A 26,341-nucleotide genomic window follows, 5' to 3' on the forward strand; every position below is an offset into this window, starting at 1 on the left:
CTGTTCCGCCAGCCTCACCGCCTCGCGCTTGAACTCGTCCGTGAAATGTCTTCTGTTTCGTGCCATCGCTTCGCTCTCCAGGCATGATCATGCCATCTGATCTGTCCGGAGTAACGGGGCAAGCCCACACCTCACGCTGATTTGCCTAGCCCGTCTCATCCAGATGAGGCCGCAGAGAGCACGGCTGTGAAGAGCCAAGGGTACTACGTTGCGTGTTTTCTCCGGGAAAAGACACGCCGACACCTTCTTCGCGTAAACCATCTACGACCTGCTGGCTTAAAGCACATGACCTTGCCATCGAGCTGGTGCCACGAGCCTGCCGCAACGCATGGCGCCTGCCGAATCTATGGCTTTGCGCACATGAGATTCGAGGTTCATTTGGGTGGCTTGGATGGTAAACTTGGCCAGACTTTGGAAAACTTCGCCGTGCGACACCAAGCGAGCCACCTGACATGAACCAACCCGATAGCGAAATTCTCACGCTGGACGAAGTGGCGGTCTATCTCAAGGCAGGGAAGAAGACCGTGTACCGGTTGGCCCAGCAGGGGGAGATACCGGGGTTCAAGCTGGGCGGCACCTGGCGGTTTCGTCGCAGCGAGTTGGATCGCTGGATTGCCGCACAGATAGCCGAGAAAACGCAGGACAAGACATGAGCACCCCGCAGAACAGCAACAGCCAAGCGGCCTCGCTCAGAGGGAGGGCTACACGCCCATGAACGCCGTAGAAATCGAACAAGCCATCACAGACCTGGCGGAGCAGCCGTTCGACAGCGCAGAGTTCCCCTATGCCTTCCTTGAGGCGTTCGGCAACAAGGCGACGACCATCAAGCGCCTGCGCGCGGGGGCGTCGAACAAGTCCGACCTCGGTGGTGTTCTCCAGACCAGCAACATCCACATTCTGACCTGCGACGCAGGACGGGTTACACAGACGCTGGCCGCCCTCAAGGCCAGCCCGGCGACGGCCAAGGCCAAGGCGAAGTTCATCCTCGCCACGGACGGCACGGACTTCGAGGCCGAAGACCTGACCAGCGGCGAGACCGTCGCCTGCGCCTTCAAAGACTTCCCGGATCATTTCGGCTTCTTCCTGCCGCTGGCGGGCATCAGCACTGTCCGACAGATCAGTGAGAACGCCTTCGACATCCGGGCCACCAGCCGCCTAAACCGTCTGTATGTCGAACTGCTGAAGGACAACCCAGAATGGGGCTCGGCGGAGCGTCGGCACGACATGAACAAGCTCATGGCGCGGCTGATCTTCTGCTTCTTCGCCGAGGACACCGACATCTTCGTCGGCAGGGGCCGTTTCACCGAAACCATCGCTCAGATGAGCGCCAAAGACTCGTCCAACACGCACGACGTCATCGCCACGCTGTTCCGCACGATGAACACCAAGCGCGAGGACCGGGCCGCAGCCAAGGTTCCCCGATGGGCCGAAGACTTCCCATACGTCAACGGGCAGTTGTTCTCTGGTGGCGACGAGGTGCCGCGATTCAGCAAGATTGCCCGGTCCTATCTGCTGCATGTCGGCGGATTGGACTGGACCAAGATCAACCCCGACATCTTCGGTTCGATGATCCAGGCCGTCGCCGAAGACGAGGAGCGCGGCGAGCTGGGGATGCACTACACCAGTGTCCCCAACATCCTCAAGGTCCTCAATCCGCTGTTCCTCGACGACCTGCGGGAGAAGCTGGAGGAAGCGGATGATAACGCCCGCATGTTGCTCAACCTGCGCAAACGCATTGCCAAGATCAGGGTCTTCGACCCGGCCTGCGGTTCGGGCAACTTCCTGGTCATCGCTTACAAGGAAATGCGCGCCATCGAGGCCGAGATCAACCGGCGGCGCGGCGAGCCGGATCGTGCATCAGAAATCCCGGTCACCAACTTTCGTGGGATCGAGCTACGCGATTTCCCGGCGGAAATCGCCCGCCTTGCGCTGGTCATTGCTGAGTATCAGTGCGATGTGCTGTATCGGGGCCAGAAGCTGGCCCTGGCCGAGTTTCTGCCACTGCGCAATGAGAACTGGATCACCTGCGGCAACGCGCTGCGGCTGGACTGGCTGAGCATTTGCCCGCCAGCTGGTACCGGAGTGAAGGTGCAGGCCGATGATCTTTTTCGCACGCCGCTAGATCAAGCCGAGATCGACTTCGAGAACGAGGGGGGCGAGACGTATATCTGTGGCAATCCCCCCTATCTCGGCAGTCGATGGAGAGACAAGGAGCAGCAAGACGACTTGGCGGCCTTATTCTCTGGTCGCGCGCCTAGTTTCAAGGACTTGGACTATGTCGCCGCTTGGTACTTGAAGGCTGCAGATTATCTTCACGCCGTACCCGATTGTTGCTGTGCGTTTGTCGCCACTAAGTCGATTTGTCAAGGCGAGCAAGTCGCCATGCTATGGCCTCTGATCTTTGGTCAAGGCCTGGAAATATCCTTCGCTTACCGACCCTTTCACTGGAGCAATCTGGCGGCCGCAAACGCGGGCGTGACTGTAGTTATTGTTGGCATCGCATCCGCGCGTTCGAGCAAGAAAACTCTTTTTGAGGGTGATGAAAAGCGCGTCGTAGACAGCATCGGACCTTACCTGATTCCAGTCGGAAACATCATCGTTGAAAAGGCTCCTAGACCCTTAAATGGCTTGCCTCGGATGGACTACGGAAACAAGCCTACAGATGGCGGTAACCTGATATTGGACAGGGCCACGAAGGAGGGCCTTGTTGCGGCACGCCCCGAAGCTGCTCGGTTTATAAGAGCGTATGTCGGCTCCACTGAGTTCATCAATGGCGTGCCACGCTTCTGCCTGTGGGTTGAAGATGAGGAAGTTAATGACGCACGCTTAGTGCCCGAAATTTGTGAGCGGTTTGAGAACGTACGAAAGCTCAGAGCCGAAAGTAAGGGGCAGCAGGCGAACGCGAATGCAGACACGCCCCATCGGTTTGTCTTCGCGCCTCATCGATCTGGGAGCGCGCTGATTGTTCCTCGCGTTTCTTCCGAACGCCGCCCGTACCTGCCTGTAGGGATTGTCGATGATGCGACAGTAATTTCTGATCGGGCTGCGGTGATCTACAGGCCTGAAACGTGGTTGCTCGGTATCGTGGCTAGCCGTATGCATTTGGTCTGGATTGCTACTGTATGCGTCCGCATGAGAATGGACTTTTCTTATTCAAACACTCTCGGCTGGCACACATTCCCAGTGCCGACACTGACCGAGAAAAACAAGGCCGATCTCACGCGCTGCGCGGAGGACATCCTGCTGGCGCGGGAGCATCACTTCCCCGCGACCATCGCGGACCTGTACGACCCCGAGAACATGCCCGCTGACCTGCGTGCCGCCCATGAGCGCAACGACGAAGTGCTGGAGCGCATCTACATCGGTCGGCGCTTCAAGAACGACACTGAGCGGCTGGAAAAGCTGTTTGACCTCTATACCAAGATGACCGCTTCGGCTGCACCGGCCAAGGGCAAGAAGCGCAAAGCGGGAGCCAACGCATGAGCGACAAGATCAAGTCCGTACCGTCCGTTTCCGTCACCTACGCCCGCAACGGTGCGTCGACCAAAGCCAATGCGCTTGGGATGCGACCCATGCAGGAGCGGGCCTACGAGAAGCGGGGCGAGCAATACCTGCTCATCAAGTCGCCGCCCGCATCGGGCAAGAGCCGTGCGCTGATGTTCGTGGCACTCGACAAGCTCACGAACCAAGGCTTGAAGCAGGCCATCATCGTTGTGCCGGAGAGGTCCATCGGTGCCAGCTTCAACGACGAACCGCTGTCGAAGTACGGCTTCTGGGCGGACTGGCAGGTCGAACCCAAGTGGAACCTGTGCAATGCGCCAGGCAACGACAACGGCGGCAAGGTCAAGTCGCTGGGCGCATTCCTCGAAGGCGAGGACAAGGTGCTGGTCTGCACCCATGCGACCTTCCGCTTCGCGGTCGATGCCTACGGCGTGGAGGCGTTCGACGACCGATTGATCGCGGTCGATGAGTTCCACCACGTTTCGGCCAACCCGGACAACAAGCTCGGCTTGCACCTGGGGCAGTTCTTCGCGCGGGGCAAGACGCACATTGTCGCCATGACCGGCTCCTACTTCCGTGGCGACGCCGAGGCCGTGCTCGCGCCGCAGGATGAGTCGAAGTTCGATACCGTCACCTACACCTACTACGAGCAGCTCAACGGCTACGAGTACCTCAAGCAACTCGATATCGGCTATTTCTTCTACAGCGGGCCTTACGTTGATGACATCCTTAATGTCCTCGATCCCGCCGAGAAGACCATCATCCACATCCCCAACGTCAATTCGCGTGAAAGCACGAAGGACAAGATGCGTGAGGTGGAGCACATCATCGAGGCGCTGGGCGAATGGCAAGGCATCGACCCTGCGACCGGCTTCCAGCGTGTCAAGCGCCCCGATGGCCGCGTGCTGCGGATCGCTGATCTCGTCGATGACGATCCTGCCAAGCGTGACCGCGTGTCCGCCGCACTCAAAGACCCGGCGCAGAAGAACAACCGGGACCATGTGGACATCATCATCGCGCTGGGCATGGCGAAGGAAGGCTTCGACTGGATTTGGTGCGAACACGCCCTGACCGTGGGTTACCGCGCCAGCCTGACCGAGATTGTGCAGATCATCGGCCGAGCTACCCGCGACGCGCCCGGCAAGACCCGCGCGAGATTCACCAACCTGATCGCCGAGCCGGATGCAGCCGAGGAAGCTGTCACCGAGGCCGTCAACGATACGTTGAAGGCCATCGCGGCAAGCCTGCTGATGGAGCAGGTTCTTGCTCCGCGCTTCGAGTTCAAGCCCAAGAACCCCGACAGTGGCCCGGCGCCGGGCTTTAACTACGGCGAGGGTGGCTATGACCCGGACCGCTGCAATGTCGGTGTCAATGAGCAGACAGGGGCGTACCAAATCGAGATCAAGGGCCTCGCCGAGCCGAAGAGCAAGGAGGCGGCGCGAATCTGTCAGGAAGACTTGAACGAAGTTATCGCGGCCTTCGTGCAGGACAAGCCCACCATCGAGCGCGGCCTGTTCGATGAGGAGCTGGTGCCCGAGGAGCTGACGCAGGTTCGCATGGGCAAGATCATCAAGGACAAGTATCCCGAGCTTGACGCCGAAGATCAGGAGGCCGTGCGCCAGCACGCCATCGCCGCCCTCAACCTCACGCAGCAGGCCAAGCGGCTTGTCACCGAAGGCGAGAGCGATGGGTTGCCGAACACCGCCCTGATCGACGGCGTGCGCCGCTTCGCGATGGACGTGCGCGAGTTGGACATCGACCTGATCGACCGCATCAACCCCTTCGGGGAAGCCTACGCCATCCTTGCCAAGACCATGAGCGATGACAGCTTGAAGCAGGTCGCGGCGGCCATCTCGGCCAAGCGCACGAGCCTGACGCCGGACGAGGCGAAGGAGATGGCCGTGCGCGCCGTCCAGTTCAAGAAGGAGCGCGGACGCATTCCTGCACTTGATTCCCAGGATGCCTGGGAGCGACGCATGGCCGAAGGCGCGGCCGCCTTTATGCGATTCAAGGCGGAGGGGCGCTATGAGTAACTCCGATCTTGACGAACTCGCTGCGGAGCTTGCCGAGTTCGCACCGCCCGAGGCGAAGGCCGGACGGCCGGCCAGTGAGGAGCGCGTCATCGCGGGCTTCGAGGAAATCCAACGCTTCACCGAGAAGCACGGGCGTGCGCCGCAGCATGGTGAGGATCGCGACATATTCGAGCGCCTCTACGCCGTGCGCCTGGACCGCTTGCGTGCGCTCCCGGACTGCCGCGCCCTGCTGGAGCCGCTGGACCATCAGGGCTTGCTTGCCGGGGCGCCTACCGTTGCCGCTTCGGCAGATGAAGCCATCGACATCGACGACCTGGCCGCCGAGCTGGCGGGCGTAGCCGAGGCGGACGACATCACGGTCCTACGCCATGTCCGTACCAGCGCCGAAAAGCGCGCCGCCGAGGAGGTCGCGGATCGCAAGCCCTGCGAGGACTTCGAGACTTTCCGGCCCTTGTTCGAGCGCGTGCAAGCGGAAGTCAAAACCGGTATGCGCCAGTCCCAGCCCATCGAAGCGGGCCGCCGTGCGATTGAAGCCGGGGACTTTTTCGTACTCGATGGCCTTACTCTCTACGTCGCTGAGGTCGGCGAGCCGCTGAAGACGACCGCAGGGGAAGTAGATCGCCGCCTACGCCTCATCTTTTCCAACGGCACCGAAAGCAATCTGCTGCTGCGCTCGCTCCAACGTGCGTTCTACAACGACCCCGCCGCGCGGCGGCTGGCCTCGCCCGAGAGCGGGCAACTCTCCTTCGGCGGGGAGCTTGAAGCCGATGATGTCGAAAGCGGCACGATCTACGTCCTGCGCTCCCTCTCCGATCATCCCTATGTCGCGCAGCACCGCGAGATCATCCACAAGGTCGGCGTGACCGGGGGCAGGGTGGAGACGCGCATCGCCAATGCCGAGCACGACTCCACCTACCTGCTGGCGAAGGTCGAAGTGGTGGCGACCTACAAGCTCGCGGGCATCAACCGCACCCGGATGGAGAACCTGTTCCACAGGCTGTTCGCCCCCGCGCGGTTGAACATCACCATCAATGACCGCTTCGGTCATCCTGTGCAGCCTGAGGAATGGTTCCTAGTGCCACTTCATGTGATCGACGAGGCGGTTCAGCGCATTCGAGATGGATCGATCACCGAGTTTATCTATGACCCGCAGACCGCTCGACTGGTGGGCTACGCGCGGATTCACTATAAGGATGAGCCATGATGGAAAGTCTGCGACCGAAGCAGTCAGAGGCTCGATCCATGGTCTTTGCAGAAGGGGCGCAGTGGGTCCGTGCTGACTTTCATCTGCATACCCGAGCGGACCGAGAATTCAAGTTCACGGGCGATGACAACTTCTACAACAGCAACTATGTGGATGCGTTGGAGAAAGCGGACATCCGATTGGGCGTCATCACCAACCACAACAAGTTCGACTTCGAAGAATTCAAAGCACTGCGCAAGATGGCCCAGAAGAAGGGTATTGCGCTGCTGCCAGGCGTTGAGTTGTCGGTCAATGACGGGGCTAATGGCATCCACACGCTTGTTGTGTTCTCCGACGAATGGATCGATGAACACAATTACATCAACCCCTTTCTGACCAGCGCATTCGAAGGTAAAACGCCCGCGCAGTACGAGCAGGAGAACGGGCGCACTTCATGGTCGCTTCTGGAGACCATCAAGAAGCTGGAAGGCTATCACCGGGACTTCTTCCTTGTCTTCGCCCATGTCGAAGCCCCGAGTGGCCTGTGGGCGGAGCTGGATGGCGGCCGGCTTACTGAGTTGGGGCAAAACGAGTTCTTCCGACGCAGAACGCTGGCTTTTCAGAAGGTACGCACGCACGACGGCGCAGGCAAAGACAAACCCTGCCGCACCAAGATTCAAAGCTGGCTACAGAGCTGGTACCCCGCCGAACTGGAAGGCAGCGACCCCAAGAGTGTCGATGAAATCGGTCGAGGCAAATCGAGCTACCTGAAGCTGGGCGAACTGTCCTTCGAGGCGGTCAAGTTTGCCTTGAGCGATCCCGCTGGGCGGGTAGCCATGGAGCCGCCCAAACATCAAGCGTCGCACATCCGCAGCATCCGCTTCGACGGCGGCATCCTCGACGGGCAAGTGCTGCATTTCTCTTCCGAACTCAACACGTTGATCGGCATCCGGGGCAGCGGCAAATCATCCATCCTGGAGGCAGTACGCTACGCCCTCGACATTCCACGCGGCGAGAAGGCGCAGGACACCAAGTACAAGGATGAGTTGATCCGCCATACCCTTGGCAGCGGCGGCAAGGTGACGCTGACAGCATGTGACGTGTACGGACAGGAATTCACCATCTCCCGCATCTTCCGCGAAGCCCCGAATGTCTATTTGGGCGGCAAGTTGCAACCCGGCGTGTCGATTCGGGAGACCGTACTGCGCCGTCCGATCTACTTCGGCCAGAAGGACCTTTCTAGCACCGGCGAAGGCTTCGAGACCGATCTGGTGGAAAAGCTGGTTGGCGAGAAGCTGCGTGTGCTGCGTGACGAAATAGAGGTTCAACGCCAGCGCGTGCGTGACGCTGCTCAGCGCTGGCTCAAGCTCAACAACACGGCCGAACTCAAGCGCGACTTCGAGACCCAACTAAATGATGCCAACTTCCGTCTGACCAAGTTCGCGGAGCACGGTGTCGCCGATAAGCTCCAAAAGCGACTTGGCTTCCAGCAGGACGCCACAGCGCTCGCGCGCATGATGGAGCGGGCAGACAGCTTCATCCTCGCTCTAGGAAGTCTGATTGCCGAGCATGAGGACGAGCTGCGGAACGCAACGAGCTACGTTTCCAAGCAGAACCCGGATTTCTTCACGGCCTACTACGCCGAGTTCTCCAACCTCGTTGCCAAGGTCGATCAGCTCAAGCAGATCGAGCGAGAAGCGAACGTCATTGCAGCTCGCCTCAAGACCAAACAGGGCGAATTTGAAGGCGCAAGCAGGAGCCTTCAGGAGGAGTTCGCACAAGTCGAGCGCCAACTGGCTCAGGAGCTCAAGCAAACCGGCATGACTGCCATCCAGCCGGACGACTTCCTGGCCCAGCAGCAGCGCAAAACCAAGGCGGAGCAAATGCTTCAGGCGCTGGCCAAGCAGGAATCACAGCAGACCAGCATCCGCGACGCGCTGTTTGCCGAGATCGACAAACTCAATGAACTATGGCTGAGCGAGTTCAACACCATCAAGGTAGAGCTGGACCGCGTGAACGCTGGCCACACCGCCCTGCAGATCGAAGCGGACTACAAGGGCGACAAGGAAGCCGCCATCAGCTTCATGCAACAGCTCTTCAAGGGCAGCAACATCCGCGAAACCACGCTGCGCGCAGTGATGGAGGACTATGCCGATTTCGGCGGCCTCCTGCGTGCCCTGCCGGCAGCCTTGGCGAAGGCCGGCAGCACCCCCGAGGTCTTCGAAAAGACCTTCATGCAGAACCTGACCGAGTTCGTCACTTGGCAGGTGCCCAACCGCTTCGTCATCCGCTATCGCGGCAAAGAGTTGAAGCACCACTCTCTCGGGCAGCGCGCTTCGGCGCTGTTGCTGTACGTGCTCAGCCAACGCCAGAACGACGTGATCATCATCGACCAACCGGAAGACGATCTGGACAACCAGACCATCTACGACGATGTGATCAAGCTGCTACGGGAAATGAAGCCTCACGCCCAATTCATCTTCGCCACCCACAACGCCAACTTCCCGGTGCTGGGTGACGCGGAACAGGTGCACGCCTGCCAATACCAGGACGAGAAGGTCGCCACGCGAAGCGGCAGCATCGACGCCCGCCCGGTGCAGGACGCCATCATCAACATCATGGAAGGAGGCCAGGAAGCCTTCAACCGTCGCAAAGAGGTCTACAACCTATGGAAACCACAGAGCTGATCGACCTGCTCAGCCGGGGCGAGGACAGTCGGCAGCAGTTCAAGACGGACATGAACAATGCCGACGCCTTGGCAGCAGAGATCGTTGCCTTCAGCAACACCGTTGGTGGTCGCATCTTCATTGGGGTGAACGACGACGGTTCGGTGCGCGGCCTATCCGGCGCCGACGTTGCTCGTCTCAATATGCTCATCGCCAACGTGGCCTCACAGGTCGTGCGTCCCGCCGTGAACCCGCTCACGGAAAACGTGCCCCACCCGGCAGGCACGGTGCTGGTGCTCTCCATCGCTGAAGGCGTCAACAAGCCCTACATGGACAAGAACGGCGCGATTTGGGTGAAGAACGGCTCGGACAAGCGCCGTGCTACCTCGCGCGAGGAATTGCAGCGCCTGTTCCAGCAGGCGGGCTTGGTGCACGCCGACGAAACGCCCGTAGCGGGCTTGAGCGCGGGCGATGTGGACCTGCCCTATTTTGAAACCTTCTTCGAGCAGCAATTCGGTGAGCCGCTCGCCCAGCATAACCAGCCGCTGCCGCAGTTGCTGACCAACATGAACCTGATGAATCAGGGACAGCTCAACGTGGCGGGCGGTCTGCTGTTTGCCAAATCACCGCACTACGCGCTACCCGCCTTCATCGTCAAGGCCGTCGCCTTTGTTGGCACCCAGATTGAGGACGAACGCTACATCGACAGCCGCGACATCGCCGGCAAGCTGGCCGACGTGTTCCAGCAGACGCTGGGCTTTATCATCGCTAACACCCGCGCCGCGCAGGGCGAGCAGGGCTTCAACTCCCAGGGGCAGCCTGAGATTCCCCGCATCGTCTGGGAAGAACTGGTCGCCAACGCCCTCATTCACCGCGACTACTTCGTCAGCGCGCCGATTCGCGTACTGGTCTTCGCTGATCGTGTCGAGATCATCAGCCCTGGCCACCTGCCCAACAACCTGACTATCGAGAACATCAAGGCCGGCAACTCCAATATGCGCAACCCCATCCTGGCGTCCTTTGCCGCCAAGCTCCTGCCTTATCGCGGATTGGGTAGCGGGCTGCTGCGCTCACTAAGGGCATGGCCGCAGATCGAACTTATCGATGATCGGGCCGGCAACCTGTTCAAGGCCATCGTGGCGCGTCCCAGTGCGCTGGAGGCGGCCGGAGGATCTTGATTGATCGGTTGGGTAGTAGGCGGGCGGCTTCTGGCTTTTTGGAAAGTCACTATGGTGTCAGTATGAAACAGCACGACGAGAACGAACCCTTCTTCATCACGGAGGACATGGCAGCCGAGATGGCTGCTGCCGGCTACGAGTTCGAGCCTCCCGGCCATGCCAGAACGAAGAGCGTCCGCGACCTGTACGGATGGCAGCCCGGGGAGACCCTGGAGGAGGCCATTGCCCGTCACCAGCGAAGGCAGTGTTCATCCTCTTGATCTGAGCATGGCATTGTTCATGGCATTAGTTGAAGTTTTGATTGTAAGTTATTGATGTTTAACATGTTTCTATGATTATAGATGATCGAGTGGGAGTGAGATCGGGTCCGGCATAAAACCGATACCAGATAGCACGAAACCATCCCTAAGCCCGCGTAACTGCGGGTTTTTTATTCTCGGCGCCGGTTTTACGGAGAAATCAGCCTTGAACATGTCTTTTCCCTGGTTAGGGCTGGTAGGCGCAATCTCGCTGCTCCTGCTCCTATTCGGATCCAACCTTCTTCGCAGTGATAAAGCTGTCTCGCGATGGCGGGACCTGACTTGGCTGTCATGGGCAGGAGTGACGGCCTACCTTATCCATAACGTCGAGGAATACGGGATCGACGTGTTCGGCCGGACGTACGCGTTTCCAACGTCGATGTGCCAGCTGTTTGGCTTCCAGGACGCCGCGCATTGTCCCGTACCTCCGGCATTCTTCACCGCGGTCAATGTGCCGATGTTCTGGTTTGCCGCGCCGGTCGCCGCCTTGCTGAGCCGGCGTCATCCCTTGGTCGGTCTCGCACTCTACGGCGTGATGTCGGTGAACGTTGTCGCGCATGTCATCGGCGGCGTCGTCGCCGGGTCGATCTACAACCCTGGCTGGTTGACAGCGATTTTGCTGTTCCTGCCGCTGACGGCATGGGTGGTTCGAACCCTCTTCGGAAGGGGCGGTTTTCGCTATGGCGCATGGGCGTTCCTGACAGGGTGGGGGATCGCTCTGCACCTCATCTTGGCGGGCTCGCTTGTCCCGCTCATGAAAGGCTGGATAAGCACGTCTACTCCCGCGATTGTCATGCAGGTGGTCAACGCCGGACTTCTTATCGCCGTACCTTGGTTGGCCGAACGCTGGCGTGGGGGCGTCCTGATCCGACCTGCGGGCTGATCGGTTAGTTGGGCCAGCGTCTTCTGAGAATGTCTCGGATCAGCTTCTCGAAGTCCGAATAGCCTTGCTCTTTTCCATCGAAAGACTTGCTCTATCCCCAGTGCAACAGGTCCCTAGCCACCCCAGCCCGTAAGATTGCCTGCCGCTTTGCGCTGTCTCAATCTTCCCGCCGCCGCAACCTTGAGCAGGCGCTGGAAGGTCGGACATTGCGCATGGTTGGCCGCAGGACATTCCGCAGCATGGCGCAAGCCTTCGCTCATGGCGCGTAGGCGTTTGATGGTCGCATTGATTTCGTCGGCTTTGGCCGACAAGACTTTCCTATCGACCTTTGGCGCCCCGGCGGGGGAGAGCATGGCGCCGATTTCGTCCAACGACAGGCCGCCGGCCTGCCCCAGCGCGATCAGCGCCAACTGATCCAGCACGTCGGGCGCGAAGCGCCGGCGTTCGCCGGCGGGGCTGGTCGCGGTGATCAATCCTTTTTTCTCGTAGAACCGCAATGTCGAGGAAGGTACGCCGGTGCGCCGGGCGACTTCTGAAATGTCCACGCTGCACCCCTTGACTTGAAGTTGACTTCAACTTCTATCATGCCTTGGAACGACGGTTTCATCAATCGAAAAGGATGGCCATGGTATCGACGGGCGAAGCAGCAAGGGTGGTTCTGGTCGGGATCGGCGCGACAGTCGTGCTGGATGTCTGGTCCATGATCCTGAAGGGCTTGGGTATTCCCACGCTGGACTACGCGTTGGTTGGCAGGTGGGCGGGACATCTGTGCCGGGGCAGGTTCGCACATGCCAGCATAGCCAAGACCGAGTCCATACCCGGCGAATCGCCGCTGGGATGGGCGATTCATTACGCCGTGGGCATCGTGTTCGCGGCATTGCTGGTGGGCATTTGCGGTACGGCGTGGCTGCACGATCCCGCATGGCTGCCCGCCCTGGCTGTGGGGGTAGCAACGGTCATGGTTCCCTGGTTCGTCATGCAGCCGGCCATGGGCGCGGGCGTTGCTTCATCCCACACGCCCACGCCGATGAAGAACCGCATGCGCAACCTGGCAACGCATGCGGTATTCGGCTGCGGTCTTTACGTGTCGGCGGTCTTGCTCAAGCTGGTGTGGGCATGAGCAGGGGTTCCGCTATTTCATCCCGAACCAGGCGGGATCCGCCGCCAAGGCCACCGCCCCGATCAACGACACAACCGTGGCCAGCAGCACCGGCCCGTCAAAAGATTCCAGCTCCGGATTGAGCACTCGCGCAAGCCACACTCGCATGACGAGCGACGTCCGCTGTATCGGTATGACGACCGACGCGGGCGCGATGGCAAGCGCCATGTAGACAAAGATCTGCGAGGCCGCGGCGGTCACGCCCGCGACCGAATACCAACCGAGCGTAGGGCGCGACATGGTCAGCGACCGGCCCAGGCCGCCCTGGCAGATGACGATGGCCACCACGCCCACGGTCGCGGCGGTATAGGCCACGGCGGCGCCGGCCAGCCCGCCAGCCATCCCGTTCCCCTCCACCATGGCGTGCCGGACCAGGATGGGACTGGAGCCATACGCCAGCGCCGAGAAGGTGGCGAACAGATAGCCTTCGCCCAGCTTGGGTTGGAAACCCGCGGCGGATCTGGCCTCCACCTGGATCGATTCTGCTTCGGACGCGCGCCTGAACGGACGGAAGGATGCCGGCGCATGGGCTCGCGCAGCCAGCATCGGCGCCGCAATGATGAGCGCAATGCCGACGATATGCAGCGTGGTCAGGCGCTCGCCCAGCAGGACTATGGCCAGCACCAGCGTGATCAGCACGCTGGTCTGCTGCACGGGCCCGACCAGCACGGTGCCCATGGCGCGCGTCGCGCGGTAGTTGCAATAGCGGCCGAAGCCGAAGTGCAGCAGGCCGGCAGCGGAGAAGAGCAGTGTGGAGCGCAGCGGAAACGCTTGCAGATGGCCGGTCCCGCCGACGGCCAGCACGGCGATCCAGACCATTGCCGTACCAAGCAGCAGCGTGACGACCATGGCCTGGGACAGCGTTCCGCCGACCACGCCGCGGCGCAGCGTGGCGTTGTTCGCGGCGAAGGTAAACGCCGCGAGGAGGGCGAGCACGGTCGGCAGGATCATGTCGTCCGCTGGGTCCGCCGTGCCTGTTTGTCGGCGTACATGAGCTGGTCGGCCACCTTGAGCACGGCTTGCAGCGAGCTGACCGAGGGGTCGACGCTGGCGATGCCGAAGCTGGCGCCGGGGTAGTCGAAGCTGCACTCGGTAAAGCTGTAGGTGCCGATCAGCAGTGGCGCGAGCCGGCCGCGCATGGCCTCGGCCGGGCCGTTCGGATCGTCGGGCGGGGGCGGGTCGACCAGGCCGATCACGACGAATTCGTCGCCGCCCAGGCGACCCAGCATGTCGCTTTTGCGCAGGCCGGCGGACATGCGTTGGCCGACCTCGATCAGGAATTTGTCGCCGACGACGTGGCCGTAGGTGTCGTTGATGGTCTTGAAGCCATCCAGGTCGATGAAGGCGACCATCACCCACATCCGGGTTTCCTTCGCCAGGGTGAACAGGCGGTCCAGCTCGGCCAGGACGGAGCGGCGGTTGGGCAGGCCGGTCAGGGCATCGTAGTTGGCCGCGTATTGTTCTTCCTGGCGGCGCATCACCATTTGTCCGGCGGCCTGGCCGGACAGCAGGATCAGGACCAGGCCGAATGCCGCCACGAGTCCGGCCGTGTAAAGGTGGCGCTTGCGCATGGGAGCCACGTAGTCCAGCGTGGCCAGGGTGATCAGCTGGTATTGCGGATTGGTCAGCGGTTGGCGCCGCATCAGGTAGGGCTTGCCGTCGATCAGCCACTGGCCCGCATCGGGGCCGGCGTTCGCGATCGGGCGCGCGTCCATGGGGTCGCCGGGCGCTTCGCCGCCGTCCGGCGGCAGTACGGTGCCAGGCGGCAGGAGCGCCGCCAGGTTGCGTAGCATGAAGGGCTCGGACGAGGCGGTGATCACGCGGCCCTGGCGGTTCACGATCAGGGCGATGTGTCGTCCGGTCAGGTAGGCCGCCATCTCGGGCGCGTCGAATTTCACGGTGACCGAACCTTGCGGCACGTCGTTGGCGTCTTCGATGCGGCTGCTGACGAAATAGGAGGGGCTGTTGTTGAGACGCGCGATGCCGAACTGCTGGCCCGTGCCGTGGCGCAGGGCGTCGATCAGGTAGGTGCGGCCGGAGTAGATCATGCCCACGATGCTGTCGGACTCGGCCCAGTTGCTGGCCGTGACGGTATCGTCCGACATGTTGTTCATGTAGATGCGGGCATAGCGCAGGTCGCTGGCCAGCGCGTTCATGTAGTCGCCGACCCGGCGCACCAGCGGGTCTTGTGTGAATTGCGCGGCGCGCTGCTGGCGCGTCAGTTCGGCGGCGCCGGGCGGGTCGGTGCGGTAGCGGGCGGCGAGCTGGATGACCTGGCCCTGGCGCGCCACCATGTTGGCCACGCTGACCATTTCGGTGAACAGGCGGTCGACGACGCGCGCGGTGGTCCTGGCTTCGTATTCGGCGCTGGCGGCTATGTTGTCCAGCCGCGCGGCCACGATCCGCTGCGAGGTCCACCAGCCCAGGGCGGCCACCAGCGCCATCCAGGCCAGGGCCAGGCCCAGGGTGACCCGCAGCACGATGGGGGGCATCCTGGGGCCGCGACGGCCTTGCTGCGGCAACGCGCCACCTGCGCCATGGCCGCCCAAAAGACGATGATCCAAAACAGCTTCATTCTGCATTCGTGATCTTCTCGCGCGGCAAGGGGTGGGCGACGTGTCAATCCGATTTCATCAAGGTATCGATTCTAGAAGAGTTGAGGTTTCAAGCAATCACGAAAAAGGGGGGTAAATGACGGCCCGAAGCCGGCTTTTTCCTTTGTTTACCCATGGGCCAGAAAGAAATCCCTGGTTTGGGCGTCGGCGGGAAAAAAACTTTCGGGGGACGGCAAACCGGACGGGCATAGGCCTTTCGTCCGGTTCAGCTGGATCTTGCGCTTTCCGGCCACGCGGTCTGGGGGAGTTCAGAACTCCTCCAGAAACCGCATCCGGAACCGCCGCCCCTTGATATTGCCATTGGAAATCCGCGCAAATGCCTGTTTGGCAATTTGCCGGTCCAGCGCCACATAAGAACTGAATTCGGTGATATTGATTTTCCCGACCTGCTCGAAAGCCAGGCCGCCATCGCCGGTCAGTGCGCCCAGCAGGTCCCCGGGCCGCAGTTTGTCCTTTTTTCCCCCCTGGATGCACAAGGTGATCATGCGCGCCCGCAGCGGGCGATCGGCCTTGGCGCGCAGCGATTTGAGATCGCCCCATTTCAACGGCGAGCCCTGGTATTGCTCGATCAGATTGGCCCAGCGCATTTCCTCGGGCGAGCACAGGCTCAGCGCCAGCCCCTTCTGGTCGCCGCGGCCGCTGCGGCCGATGCGGTGGATGTGGACCTCGGTGTCCTTGGTCACGTCCACGTTGATCACGGCGCCCAGGTTCTGGATGTCCAGGCCGCGGGCGGCGACGTCGGTGGCGACCAGCACGGCGCAGCTCTGGTTGGCGAACTGGATCAGGATTTCATCGCGATCGCGCTGTTCCAGGTCGCCGTTCAGCGCCTGGGCGCTGATGCCCTCGGACCGCAGGCGTTCGACCAGTTCGTGGCTGCGGATCTTGGTATTGCAGAAGGCCAGGGTGGAGACGGGGCGAAAGTGCGCCAGCAGGGTGACGACGGCGTCCAGCCGTTCGCCTTCGTCGATTTCGTAGAAGACCTGCTCGATGCGGCTGGCGTCGTGCTGGGCCTCGACCTTGACTTCGGCCGGGTTGCGCAGGAAGCGGGCGCTGAGCTTGCGGATGTTGTCGGGGTAGGTGGCCGAGAACAGCAGGGTCTGGCGCTTGGCCGGGCAGTGCGAGGCGATGGCGACGATGTCGTCGTAGAAGCCCATGTCGACCATGCGGTCGGCCTCGTCCAGCACCAGGGTGTTCAGGGCGGACAGGTCCAGGCTGCCGCGCTCCAGGTGGTCCTGGATGCGGCCGGGCGTGCCCACGACCAGGTGGGCGCCGCGGGCCAGCGATTCGGCCTGGGGGCGGGCGGCTGCGCCGCCGCACAGGGTCAGGACCTTGACGTTGGGAATCAGGCGGGCCAGCCGGCGCAGTTCCTGGGCGACCTGGTCGGCCAGTTCGCGGGTGGGGCAGACGACCAGCGCTTGTGGAACCAGGCGGTCGACGTCCAGCTTCTGCAGTACGCCCAGGCCGAAGGCCGCGGTCTTGCCGCTACCGGTCTTGGCCTGCGCGATCAGGTCGCGGCCTTCCAGGATGAGCGGCAGGCCCTGCGCCTGGATGGGCGTCATCTGTTGGAAGCCCAGGCCTTGCAGGTTGTCCAGCAAGGCGGGCAAAAGAGGCAGGGAGGTAAAGGACGTGTCGGTCACGGTAGGGCGGGCGCGGAAAGCGCTGGTAGCTTGGTCGACCGACAGTGTATGCCGCGCGGCTGCCGTTGCGGCCTGCATTCCCGTCGCCGGCCCCGCCGCCATCGGGCGAGCGTTCAACGGCGGTAAGGGTGGGGATCATGGCGAGGTTCTCCAGGGATACTCGAGCTGCAGGGCGACGGCGCTCGCGGTAGGCGCGCCGTAGCGTCCGGCTATGGCGTGCAGCGTCTGGTCCAGCGCTTGCGCCGGCCGCCGGTCGGTGAAGGCGGCCATGGGCGCTGCCGAGGGGCGGTCGGCCGGCGATGCGTCAGGAATGACGCGAACCTTGTTGCGGGTTTCGACGGCCTGCGGTGTCCTGGCGAACGATAACGCCCGCGAGCGGTAGGTCCGGGACCACGCGTCGGCGACCAGGGCCAGCGACACCTCGTCCATGCCCGGCTGGAGTTCCACGCCTATCCGCTCCCGGTTCCAGAACGCGAGCACGTTGCCGAGCACCGTCGTCGCGAAGGGCCGGCTCAGCACGAAGGCCTGGCTGGCATGGCGCAGGTCCCACGAGGGCAGGCCCAGGTCGCGGGCCACGGCTTCGGCTTTCTGCCGTCCGGCCATGGCCTCGATCAGGGTCAGCATCATCGGCATGGATGCGGAAATGCCCGTGCTGGTCGCGACACCCCGGTCCGCCACCACGCGCCGGTTGGCGACATAGGTGATGGAAGGATGCTTGTCCAGCATGTCCTGCAGATAGTACCAATGCGTGGTCGCGCGCTTGCCGTCCAGCAGGCCGGCCGCGGCCACGACCTTGGCGCCGGCGCACACGCCCAGGACGATCGCGCCCTTGCCGGACTGCTCCCGCAGCCACGCCAGCACCGCCGGATCGTCGTCGCGGCTCATGGCGGGCACGATGACGTAGTCGGCTCCCGCCGGATGCCGGGCGTCGAATTGCGCGATGGTGGCATCGGCCTGGACGGTCAGCGCCGGAAAAAGCTTGACCGGGCCTTGCCCGGCCGCCAGCGTCACGACTTCGGCCACGTCGGCGCGCCGCAGGATGCCGGTGGGCATCAGGTAGTCGGTGGTTTCGGTGGCATCGTTCAGGCCGACCACGGCGACCAGCGGGCGTTTATGCCCGGGCGGCTGCAGGGAGGCCAGCATGGCGTCCACGTCGCCTGCCGCGACCGGCTGGGCTTGGGCGGGCGCGGACGCCGGCGGGAGGCTGGACAGCCACGCGCCGAAGCCCGCCAGGCCCAGCAGAACGAGCGCCAGTCCACCCCGGACGATATGGCGGTTGAGCATGATCGGCATTCTCCAAGCGAAGGCATCGGCCGTTGGTCTTAGCTTAGCTGCTCGATGGTCTGGCGGAAATGTCAAAAATATACGTGCGCCGCCCGGGACATCAACCCCGGTTCAGTCCGATGCTACAGGCCTTGCGCGTCAAGGTCCGCCGCGTATCTGCAGCATGGCCAGATTCCTTGCCTGCTCGACATACCATGCGTCCGCGCTGGCCTGGCCGTCCGCTTTTGCGCGCTGCAGGTACTCGGGCGCGAGATTCCTGACCCCGGCGCCCACCGCCTGCCCCATGGCGCGCATCCATGCGATGGTTGCCGCTTGACCGTCGCGCTTGCTGCGGCGGTCGAGCTCCGGCTCGAATACGGCAAAGGTCGCGTCTTCCGCGCGCTGGCGCGTCGCGGCCGGAATCCCGCCCACCAGGGCGTCTTGGGCGTTGCCGCCGTGGACATATTGCGTGGCGATCCGGGTTGCGCTGTCGACATACCACTTGTCGGCGCTGGTGCTGCCGTCCGTGTCCACGCGGCGCCGATACTCGGCGTTCAGCGCGGCGACCTGGCGGCCGGTGTCGCCCGCGGCCTTGTTCAGCCATTGATTGGCGTGCGCGGCTCCCTGAGCCTGCGCCCGGCGCCTGTGCTCGGTCTTGAGCACGGCCAGCACGGCATTTTCCGCCTGGCTGGCGGCGTTGGGGGCGATGCCCGTCGGCCTGGCCGTCGTCGCCTTGCCGCGGCATCCTTCAAAGCTGCGGTTGGCGTCGTAGCAGGTGCCGTTCCTGGCGTCGCGGCTGCGGATCTGGTCGATCTGATCCTGGTTGATGTTGTACCAGATGTTGGTCGTCAGGGTGGCCTGGAACATCTGCTGCGCGCATTCCACGCATTGTGCCGGGGCGGGGCCGGACAGGCCGGCGGCGGACATGGCCAGCAGGAGGGAAACAAGGCGACGCGTTTTCATATCGGACCTTCCTCGGCAAGGGCGGGAGCGCAGTGCCAGGGAATTATGCCGCAACCATATCCTGCATCTGCGCCGCATTCTGGATGGCGAAGCCCTGTGCCGTGTTGTCGAATATCACCCAGGGGGCGTCGCCCTGGCCGCGTTCCCGGACGACGCGCTCGGCCAGGGCCCGCAGCGCGTCGCGATCGTACTCGCTGTAGTAGATCCGGGGCGCACCATGCCAGCGCCAGTAGCTGTGCGAGCGGTCCGCGCCGGGATGGGCCGCGTCGGGAACGGGGGCGGGATCCACCGCGGCGCGGCCGATGCCGTGGCGCTCGAGCATGCCGGTGGCGTCGTCGGTGAACCAGCTGGCGTGCCGTGGCTCGCATACGATGGCGACGTCGGTCCGGCGGCGGAGCATGCGCAGGAAGGTGGAGGCCGTGCGCGCATCGTAGGCCAGGGAGGGCGGCAGTTGCAGCAGGAGTCTTCCCAGTTTTTCGCCCAGCTCGCGGACTTGGCTGAAAAAGGCGTCGAGCGCGGCGCCGGTGTCCTGCAGCCGGCGTTCATGCGACACGTTGCGCGGCAGCTTGACGCAGAACCGGAAGCCTTCGGGAACGGTTGCGGCCCAGCGCGCGTAGGTCTCGGGCTGGTGCGGCCGATAGAACGAAGAGTTGATCTCGACCACGGGGAAGCGCGTCGCATAGCGTGCCAGGGCGCTATCGCCCGGGCCGAACAAATGGGCATGGCGGCTGGGAATGGACCAGCCGGCGCATCCGACCTTGATCCGGTCGTGGCGCCAGGCTGGCGTCATTGTCGGCATGGCTGTCGTTCATGCGTGGAAGTCACGGCCTTACCTTGGCTCAGACGCCTGGCGAAGTCAAGCCGCTCCGCACATCGGATCGATCGCCGGTTGCTCGTCGATCACACCTTCACGGCAAGCGGGATGCAATGCAGGAGGAGCACGGTGCCGTCCCGCCGCAGCCGATCCAGTTCCGAGGCCTCCTTGAGCAGGTTCGGGTTCACGGCAATAAACGAACGTTCACGCCGCCACAGCTTCCTCTTCTTTTTCCCGCGCCGCCTTCCGGTCCATCAGCAGACTATGCAGCATCTCCGTCGACAACCCGTGCAGCACCAGCCGGTACCCCGCCCGCAGGGTGGACATCGGCACCAGCGGATGCTTGTTGTTGACCAGGATGAGGTGCTCCGGCGCGCCCATCAGCTTGGCCGCGTAGATGCCTATGGTCTCGTCCAGCTGCAGCGAGTTGGCGGCGCGCCAGAAGTCGTTGTCGGTCAGCATGAGCTGGTACAGCGGTGTGAACAGCTCGATGGCGCTTTGCAGGTCCAGGAAGTTCAGCCGCGTGCGGGGCATGTCCTCCAGGCGCAGGCCGGGATCGCGGATCATGGAGAAATCCACGCGGGCCGGCGGGTGCATCTCGATGCCCGCGTCGCGCAAGGCCTGGTTCAGGCGGATGACGAAGTTGAAGAGATTCAGGTCGTGCTTGACGAACAGATCGTCCTTCAGGTCGTCGATGTTGCGCGGCTCCAGCGGCGTGGTCGTGATCGGCACCGGCGAGTTGGCCGCGATGAAGGCCAGGATCTGCGCCCCCAGATGGAAGTGCCGCAGGATCAGCCAATTGGCCTCGGGCGAGACGAAGCGCGTCAGTCCCCACGCCAGCACGCGGTGCAGCAGCCGGGAGTGCGACCAGTTGCGCGGCAGGAAGATCTTCAGCAGCTGGATCAGGATGATGAAGCCGCGCGCGATGGGGCGCAGCAGGGGCAGCAGGTACTGGCGCGAGTTGCTGCTGGAGTCGGTCAGCCAGCTTTTCTTGACCGCGTCGGGCAGGGGCGTGCTGCGGTCCAGGTACAGGGCCAGCCAGGGGTTGGGGTCGGCGGGGTCGTGCTCCTGGGCCAGGAAGTCGGGCGGGGATTTTTTCATGGGGCCTCGTTCTCCATGACGTGGTGGAATTGCATCAGGTACAGGGCCGCGGTGTGGCGGGCGGTGTCGATGATGCGTCGGGCGGCGCGGCCCGTCGGGTCGCAGTCCAGGGCCAGTTCGACGGCGGCCAGCCAGCGGGCCAGGTGGTTCTCGTCGTTGTGGCCGTGGTATTCCAGGAAGCGGTAGGTGTCCGGCGGCAGCGACAGGCTGGCCTTCAGCAGGGGCAGCAGGGCGGGAATGATGCGCTGGCCGGTACCTTCGATGATGTAGATGGCGCCCAGCAGGCCGATCGGGTCGCGGGTGGCGGCCAGGCCATGCAGGTAGGCGTTCAGGGCCTCGCCACCAGGGTTGCGGCGCAGGGCATCGAGATCGGCGATGGGCCCGCCGGCGTTCCGGTAGTCCTGGAACAGGATCCTGAAGTCATTCTGCTCTTCGCCCGCATGGGTCTCGATCAAGGCTGCCAGGGGCTGGTAGTCGGGGCCCAGCGAGGCCACGCCCTCGCGCATCCATTTGCTGCCTTCGCGGACCTGGGGGATCCAGTTTTCCATCCAGTTCAGGTAGTCGCCTGTCTGGAAGCGGCGGGTGCGCAGCTTGTGCACGAGGGGAGTGCGCCAGACGCGCGAGCGGTAGTCGTGCCAGATGGAGGCCAGTTCGGTCAGCAGCGGCCCCAGTTCGGGCGACGCGGTGGCCGGGTCATGGGGCGGGGCGATGAGATCGTTGCCGGCCGTGTCGGCCACGCGCGCCGCGGGCGGGGCGGCGGCCGCGGCGGGCGCGGCATCCAGGCTTTCGACTTCCCACAGCATGTAGGCGGTGGTGAAGCGCCCGGACTCGGGGATGTAGCAAAGGATCTGCTGGCCGGGCTTGACGGCGCGCGTCTCCAGGAATTCGGCCAGCATGATCAGGATGGACGCGGCGCCGGTATTGCCGCGCCAGGCCAGGTTGCTGTACCAGCGTTCCTGCGGGATCTCCAGGCCGGCCTTCTCCAGCAGGTCCTTGACGACGGGGATGAATTTCTCGGACGAGTAGTGGCACAGGAAATGGTCGATCCGGTCGGACCGGACCCAGCCGTCCCGCGCGAGCCCGGCGTATTCGTGGATGCCGATGTCGAACAGGTGGGGCAGCAGGCGGATGTCCTGGCGCAGCGCCAGCGCGCCGTCGGCTTCCGCGTCGGTCCAGGAAGGATAGTCCAGGTGCACGCGCTCGCGGTCCGCGGACAGGCCCAGTTGCATGCACACCGGATAGTCGCCCGAGAACGAGCGCTGGTGCACCCATTTCAGTTTCAGGCGCACGCCTTGCGAGGCGCCGGGCAGCGCCGTTCCCGCATTGCCCAGCAGCAACGCGCCGGCGCCGTCGGACAGCATCCACCGCAGGAAGTGGGAATCGAAGTCGGCATCGTAGCCGCGCGCGGTGAAGCGCGACCGCTTGAACAGCCGCGAGGGCAGTTCGCTGGCCACGGCCAGGGCGCGGTCGTGGCCGCCCATTTCCACGGCCTGGGCCGCGGCCTGGATGGCCGAGACGCCGGCGGCGCAGATGCCGTGCACCGACAGGGTCTCCATGGGGTGGGCGGCCAGTTCGCCCTGGATCATGTTGGCGAAGCCGGGCATCAGGGCGTCGCCGCCCGAACTGCCGCTGGCCAGCAGCGATACATCGTCCAGCCGGGCGGCGGCACGCCGCAGGCAGTCCCGGATGGCATGGGCGGCCATCCTGGCATTGCTGTACACGGTGCCGCCTTCGGCGTCGATGGCGTAGTAGCGCTGCTTGATGCCGTTCTCGGCCAGGATGCGCTGCTTGATGCGTCCGGAGATGCGGTTCAAGGGCGCGATGTAGCGGTCCAGTTCGTCGTTGGACACCGGCTGGCCAGGCATGAAGTAGCCGGCGCTTTGCAGGTAGACGCGGTCGAAGGCGATGGGCATGGGGTTCTCTCGAGGGAGCGCGGCGGCCTAGCGTGGGGTGGTCCGGGTCGTCAGGGAACGCGTGCGAAAGCGCGCGCTGAAGCTTCCCAGGACGAAGACGCGGAACATGTAGGACACGAGGCCGGGTTCGTTCAGCGCGGCCGGCACGCGATGCCGGTAGCGCCGGTAGTGCAGGCGGGTCAGTTCGGACCAGTGGGCGCGCGAGTGCTCGTGGTGGGCGGTGTGCAGGCCGATGTTGAACAGCAGCGGGTTGACCAGCCCTTCGAAATTGCGGGCATAGCCCAATGTATGGCTGCGCGTGGGGCCGCCGTCGGCGTGGGCATGTTGCAGGTAGTTGGTGGCCAGCAGCCAGTGCAGGCCGTGCAACTGCGGCACGATCACGAACAACAATGCCTTGGCCGGGTTCAGCGCCAGCAGCCCGGCCCACAAGCCCAGCCACGCGGCGTACTGGGCCATGCAGTAGCGCCAGGCGCCGGGCCAGTGCCGGTACAGGCGGCGCAGCCAGCGGACGAAGGCGGGGTAGAGGACCCATGCCGCCTGCACCGGATGGATCAGGTAGCCCCACAGGTGGTTGGTATCGCCCCCGAAGCGGTAGGTGCGAGCGATGTCCCGCAGACCGTGCCGGTGGCGATGATGGTTGGCGACGTGCGCGGGATAGAACACGAACGTGGGGTGCCCCTGCAGCAGGGTGATCCAGAAATCGGTGGCGCGGTTGGCCCAGCGGTCGCGCCACATCCGCACGTGGGTGTGGTTGTGGTGGATGACGCCTATGCCCAGGGTCAGGAACAGCATCAGCGCGTAGAGGGGCAGCGAAAAGCCGTGGTGCCACTGCCACGCGGCAAGTGCCGGCAAGGCGGCCAGATACAGCAGGCTCTGTCAGTCGCGGCGGTTGCGCAGCGTGGGCAGGAAAGCGCGCCCGCTATTCATGGCCCGCCGCGGTCCTGCGGTCGTGGGCCTGCAACAGGAGCGCCGCAGCGTCCGCCTGCAGGCGCGTGCGGAACAGCCGGTCCATGAAGGTGAACTGGAACCCGTAGTTTCCGTTGAAACAGGCATGGTGCAGGTGATGCCGGCGGCTGGCGGCGAACCAGTGGGCGTAGGACACGCGCGGAAAGAAGTCGTAGTTGGCGTGGCCGATGCAGTTGAAGAACAGGCTGAACAGCGGCACCGAGGCCAGCGACCAGAAGCTGAAGTCGTGCACCACCATGGGCAGCAGGATCACGTTGCCCAGCATCAGGGCCTCGACCGGGTGGAAGCTGTAGGTCGAGAACGGCGTGGTGACGATGGAGCGGTGGTGGGGCAGGTGGAAGCGGCGCAGCGGCTTCGTGTGCAGCAGGCGGTGATTGATCCAGAAGTGCACGTCGTTCCAGGCCACCAGGGCCAGGATTTCCAGCGCGATCTTCCAGCCGCCTGCGGCCGGATCCAGCCTGGCCCATCCGAGCTGCAGCAGGCCCCACGGAAAGATCATGCCGGTGCCGAACAGCAGGATGGACATGCCCGACTGGAGGAGTTCGCGGCGCAACTGGCCCGGCGCGAGCGGACGGGGGTCCAGCGGGCGCCCCACGCCCAGTGCGGGCAGGACGTGGCGGGTAAGCAGCTAGGTCGCGGCGCCGAACAGCAGGTAGATACCACCGAAAAACAGCAGGCCTGCCAGCGTGACCTGCGATGCCGAAAGCTCCTGGAATGCTTGGCCCATGAGTTGTTGTCGTTGTGATGCCGGGAACGGCCTCTATGATAAGCAATTGGCCGGAATGGACGCGGTGCCTGGACGGGATGTCGATTGCACAACGCGGACGAATTCATTACAAAATGTTCGCTCCGGTGGCAGGCGTCGCGGTGCGCCATGCCTAGGTCACGATTCCGAGCAGCTTCTTGCCGATGCCCCGGCCCTCGTAGCCGGGCAGCAAGGCCAGGACGACGATAGGGGCGTCGTCCGGCGTGGCGGGCGCAAGTTCAGGTGAGGCATGGATGTGCGTTCCGGGCGACCGGCGGCGCGGGCAGGGATTTCAACGGGATATATTAAAATCCCAAGACTCGCCGCACGTCTTCGCGCCGTGAATATTCCATTGCGCGGCACCTTCCGGGCAACACAAGGAGCGCCCCGGGGCTCTTGTCGTATACGGGTACGTGGAGCATTCCCACCATGTCAGCTGCAATCAGGATCCTGCAAGGCAAGTTCGGGCGTGTCGCGCTGCTCGACATGAACATGCTCCTGGTGTCGCATGCGCATCACCATTGCCACGTGCTGATCAAGGCCTTCGGCGCCGATACGTATTTTTCGGTGCGCGGCCAGCCGCAGCCGCTGACGGACGACAGCGCGGTCCTGGTCAATGCCTGGGAGCCCCATTCCTACAGCCATAACGGCGCGGAAGTGCAGCGCACGGTGATCCTGGCCCTGTACATCGAGCCCGGCTGGCTGGCCGGCATCCAGCAGGCCCTGACGGTCAGCGCGCACCCCCATTTCTTCCAGCAGCCCTGCGTCGCGTTGTCGCCGGCGGCGCGCAAGCTGGCCGATGCGCTGGCGCGGGACATGCTGCTGACGGCGGAACTGCCCGCCGGCCAATTGGAAGAGCGTCTTTTCCAGCTGATGATCGCCACGATCGAGCACCATTCCGAGTGGCGCAGCTACCAGTCGCTGCTGGGCAGTCTGCGGCAGCACCATGGCGACGTGCGCATCCGCAGGGCCATCGGCCGCATGCGCGAGAACATCGGGCAGTCGCTGGACATGGATGCGCTGGCGGCCGAATGCGGGCTGTCGCGCGCGCATTTCTTCGAGCTTTTCCGCAAGACCACCAAGCTGACGCCGCGCGTGTACGCCAACGTGCTGCGCATGGAAGCGGCCATCACCGCGTTGACCGCGGGCCAGACGCCGGTCGCCGACCTGGCCTACGACATGGGTTTTTCCGCCCCGGGCCATTTCACCCGTTTCTTCCGCGAGCACCTGGGCACCACGCCCACCGAGTACCGCCGCGTGGTGGACGTGTTCGACGCCGGCCACGGCGGGCGCTGACCTCCGGCCCGTGGACCGATTTCCCGCCGGAAAACAGAAAAATCAGACTCTATGGTAAGTGAGCCGATGCGGCGGTAACGGCCGCGGGCAGGGCGCCGCTTATCTTTCTCCTCGCGCAGACCGCCT

At 63.6% G+C, this 26,341-nt stretch carries 22 protein-coding genes; 10 read left to right on the forward strand and 12 right to left on the reverse strand.

Features of this window, described 5'->3' with window-relative positions:
- Positions 1-452: 452 nt before the first annotated feature.
- The 8 genes from CDO46_RS18705 to CDO46_RS18740 all read left to right on the forward strand — a co-directional run bounded on the left by CDO46_RS18705 (position 453) and on the right by CDO46_RS18740 (position 11,743).
- Complete coding sequence (locus tag CDO46_RS18705) at positions 453-653, forward strand: AlpA family transcriptional regulator (RefSeq protein WP_010378957.1); 201 nt, start codon at positions 453-455, stop codon at positions 651-653.
- A 58-nt stretch (positions 654-711) separates the two neighbouring features.
- A complete protein-coding gene (locus tag CDO46_RS18710) occupies positions 712-3,483 on the forward strand; it encodes a DNA methyltransferase (protein ID WP_087840002.1) in 2,772 nt (923 codons plus the stop codon).
- A complete protein-coding gene (locus tag CDO46_RS18715) occupies positions 3,480-5,534 on the forward strand; it encodes a DEAD/DEAH box helicase (RefSeq protein ID WP_087840003.1) in 2,055 nt (684 codons plus the stop codon). Before CDO46_RS18710 ends, CDO46_RS18715 begins: the two co-directional genes overlap by 4 nt.
- A complete protein-coding gene (locus tag CDO46_RS18720; protein ID WP_087840004.1) occupies positions 5,527-6,738 on the forward strand; it encodes a GIY-YIG nuclease family protein in 1,212 nt (403 codons plus the stop codon). The genes CDO46_RS18715 and CDO46_RS18720 overlap by 8 nt, the downstream gene beginning before the upstream one ends.
- Positions 6,735-9,404 (forward strand): TrlF family AAA-like ATPase, encoded by a 2,670-nt coding sequence (locus CDO46_RS18725; RefSeq protein WP_087840005.1) that lies wholly within the window; start codon positions 6,735-6,737, stop codon positions 9,402-9,404. The genes CDO46_RS18720 and CDO46_RS18725 overlap by 4 nt, the downstream gene beginning before the upstream one ends.
- Positions 9,386-10,561 (forward strand): RNA-binding domain-containing protein, encoded by a 1,176-nt coding sequence (locus CDO46_RS18730; RefSeq protein WP_087840006.1) that lies wholly within the window; start codon positions 9,386-9,388, stop codon positions 10,559-10,561. The genes CDO46_RS18725 and CDO46_RS18730 overlap by 19 nt, the downstream gene beginning before the upstream one ends.
- Positions 10,562-10,623: 62 nt before the next feature.
- A complete protein-coding gene (locus tag CDO46_RS18735) occupies positions 10,624-10,821 on the forward strand; it encodes a transcriptional regulator (protein WP_015039749.1) in 198 nt (65 codons plus the stop codon).
- A gap of 211 nt (positions 10,822-11,032) precedes the next feature.
- Positions 11,033-11,743 (forward strand): HXXEE domain-containing protein, encoded by a 711-nt coding sequence (locus tag CDO46_RS18740; protein WP_140416878.1) that lies wholly within the window; start codon positions 11,033-11,035, stop codon positions 11,741-11,743.
- Between the two features lie 113 nt (positions 11,744-11,856).
- Here CDO46_RS18740 and CDO46_RS18745 read toward each other — a convergent pair whose 3' ends face one another.
- On the reverse strand, positions 11,857-12,288 hold the full coding sequence (locus CDO46_RS18745) for a helix-turn-helix domain-containing protein (protein WP_087840008.1): 432 nt from the start codon (positions 12,286-12,288) through the stop codon (positions 11,857-11,859).
- Positions 12,289-12,368: 80 nt separating this feature from the next.
- Here CDO46_RS18745 and CDO46_RS18750 point away from each other — a divergent pair, with 80 nt between their 5' ends.
- Positions 12,369-12,863 (forward strand): DUF2938 domain-containing protein, encoded by a 495-nt coding sequence (locus CDO46_RS18750; RefSeq protein WP_087840260.1) that lies wholly within the window; start codon positions 12,369-12,371, stop codon positions 12,861-12,863.
- A gap of 12 nt (positions 12,864-12,875) precedes the next feature.
- Here the strand turns inward: CDO46_RS18750 and CDO46_RS18755 are convergent, their stop codons facing one another.
- From CDO46_RS18755 to CDO46_RS18800, 11 genes are all read right to left on the reverse strand, one after another.
- A complete protein-coding gene (locus CDO46_RS18755) occupies positions 12,876-13,853 on the reverse strand; it encodes an EamA family transporter (protein ID WP_087840009.1) in 978 nt (325 codons plus the stop codon).
- The gene (locus tag CDO46_RS18760) at positions 13,850-15,394 is read right to left on the reverse strand and encodes a sensor domain-containing diguanylate cyclase (RefSeq protein ID WP_176400787.1); all 1,545 of its coding nucleotides are present in this window, start codon (positions 15,392-15,394) and stop codon (positions 13,850-13,852) included. The genes CDO46_RS18755 and CDO46_RS18760 overlap by 4 nt, the downstream gene beginning before the upstream one ends.
- Before the next feature lie 371 nt (positions 15,395-15,765).
- Positions 15,766-17,154, reverse strand: coding sequence for an ATP-dependent RNA helicase DbpA (gene dbpA / locus CDO46_RS18765; RefSeq protein WP_087840261.1), 1,389 nt, complete (start codon positions 17,152-17,154; stop codon positions 15,766-15,768).
- Between the two features lie 135 nt (positions 17,155-17,289).
- Entirely contained in the window at positions 17,290-18,438 is a 1,149-nt protein-coding gene (locus tag CDO46_RS18770) for a DJ-1/PfpI family protein (protein WP_087840262.1), read from the reverse strand.
- A gap of 138 nt (positions 18,439-18,576) precedes the next feature.
- Positions 18,577-19,380: a hypothetical protein gene (locus CDO46_RS18775; protein ID WP_140416879.1), complete on the reverse strand. Its 804-nt coding sequence runs from the start codon at positions 19,378-19,380 to the stop codon at positions 18,577-18,579.
- A gap of 43 nt (positions 19,381-19,423) precedes the next feature.
- The gene (locus CDO46_RS18780; RefSeq protein ID WP_087840012.1) at positions 19,424-20,179 is read right to left on the reverse strand and encodes a DUF72 domain-containing protein; all 756 of its coding nucleotides are present in this window, start codon (positions 20,177-20,179) and stop codon (positions 19,424-19,426) included.
- Positions 20,180-20,280: 101 nt separating this feature from the next.
- Positions 20,281-20,382: an amidase gene (locus CDO46_RS28520; RefSeq protein WP_217896323.1), complete on the reverse strand. Its 102-nt coding sequence runs from the start codon at positions 20,380-20,382 to the stop codon at positions 20,281-20,283.
- A gap of 16 nt (positions 20,383-20,398) precedes the next feature.
- On the reverse strand, positions 20,399-21,295 hold the full coding sequence (locus tag CDO46_RS18785; RefSeq protein ID WP_087840013.1) for a hypothetical protein: 897 nt from the start codon (positions 21,293-21,295) through the stop codon (positions 20,399-20,401).
- Positions 21,292-23,208, reverse strand: coding sequence for a StlD/DarB family beta-ketosynthase (locus tag CDO46_RS18790; protein ID WP_087840014.1), 1,917 nt, complete (start codon positions 23,206-23,208; stop codon positions 21,292-21,294). The genes CDO46_RS18785 and CDO46_RS18790 overlap by 4 nt, the downstream gene beginning before the upstream one ends.
- Positions 23,209-23,235: 27 nt before the next feature.
- The gene (locus tag CDO46_RS18795; RefSeq protein ID WP_254914643.1) at positions 23,236-24,078 is read right to left on the reverse strand and encodes a fatty acid desaturase; all 843 of its coding nucleotides are present in this window, start codon (positions 24,076-24,078) and stop codon (positions 23,236-23,238) included.
- 49 nt (positions 24,079-24,127) lie between these two features.
- Complete coding sequence (locus CDO46_RS18800) at positions 24,128-24,802, reverse strand: sterol desaturase family protein (RefSeq protein ID WP_254914644.1); 675 nt, start codon at positions 24,800-24,802, stop codon at positions 24,128-24,130.
- 546 nt (positions 24,803-25,348) lie between these two features.
- On the opposite strand from CDO46_RS18800, the gene CDO46_RS18805 reads away from it, so the two are divergent.
- Positions 25,349-26,215 (forward strand): AraC family transcriptional regulator, encoded by an 867-nt coding sequence (locus tag CDO46_RS18805; RefSeq protein WP_087840015.1) that lies wholly within the window; start codon positions 25,349-25,351, stop codon positions 26,213-26,215.
- Positions 26,216-26,341 lie beyond the last annotated feature (126 nt).

This window comes from Pigmentiphaga sp. NML030171 (assembly GCF_002188635.1).
GTDB lineage: Bacteria > Pseudomonadota > Gammaproteobacteria > Burkholderiales > Burkholderiaceae_B > Pigmentiphaga > Pigmentiphaga daeguensis.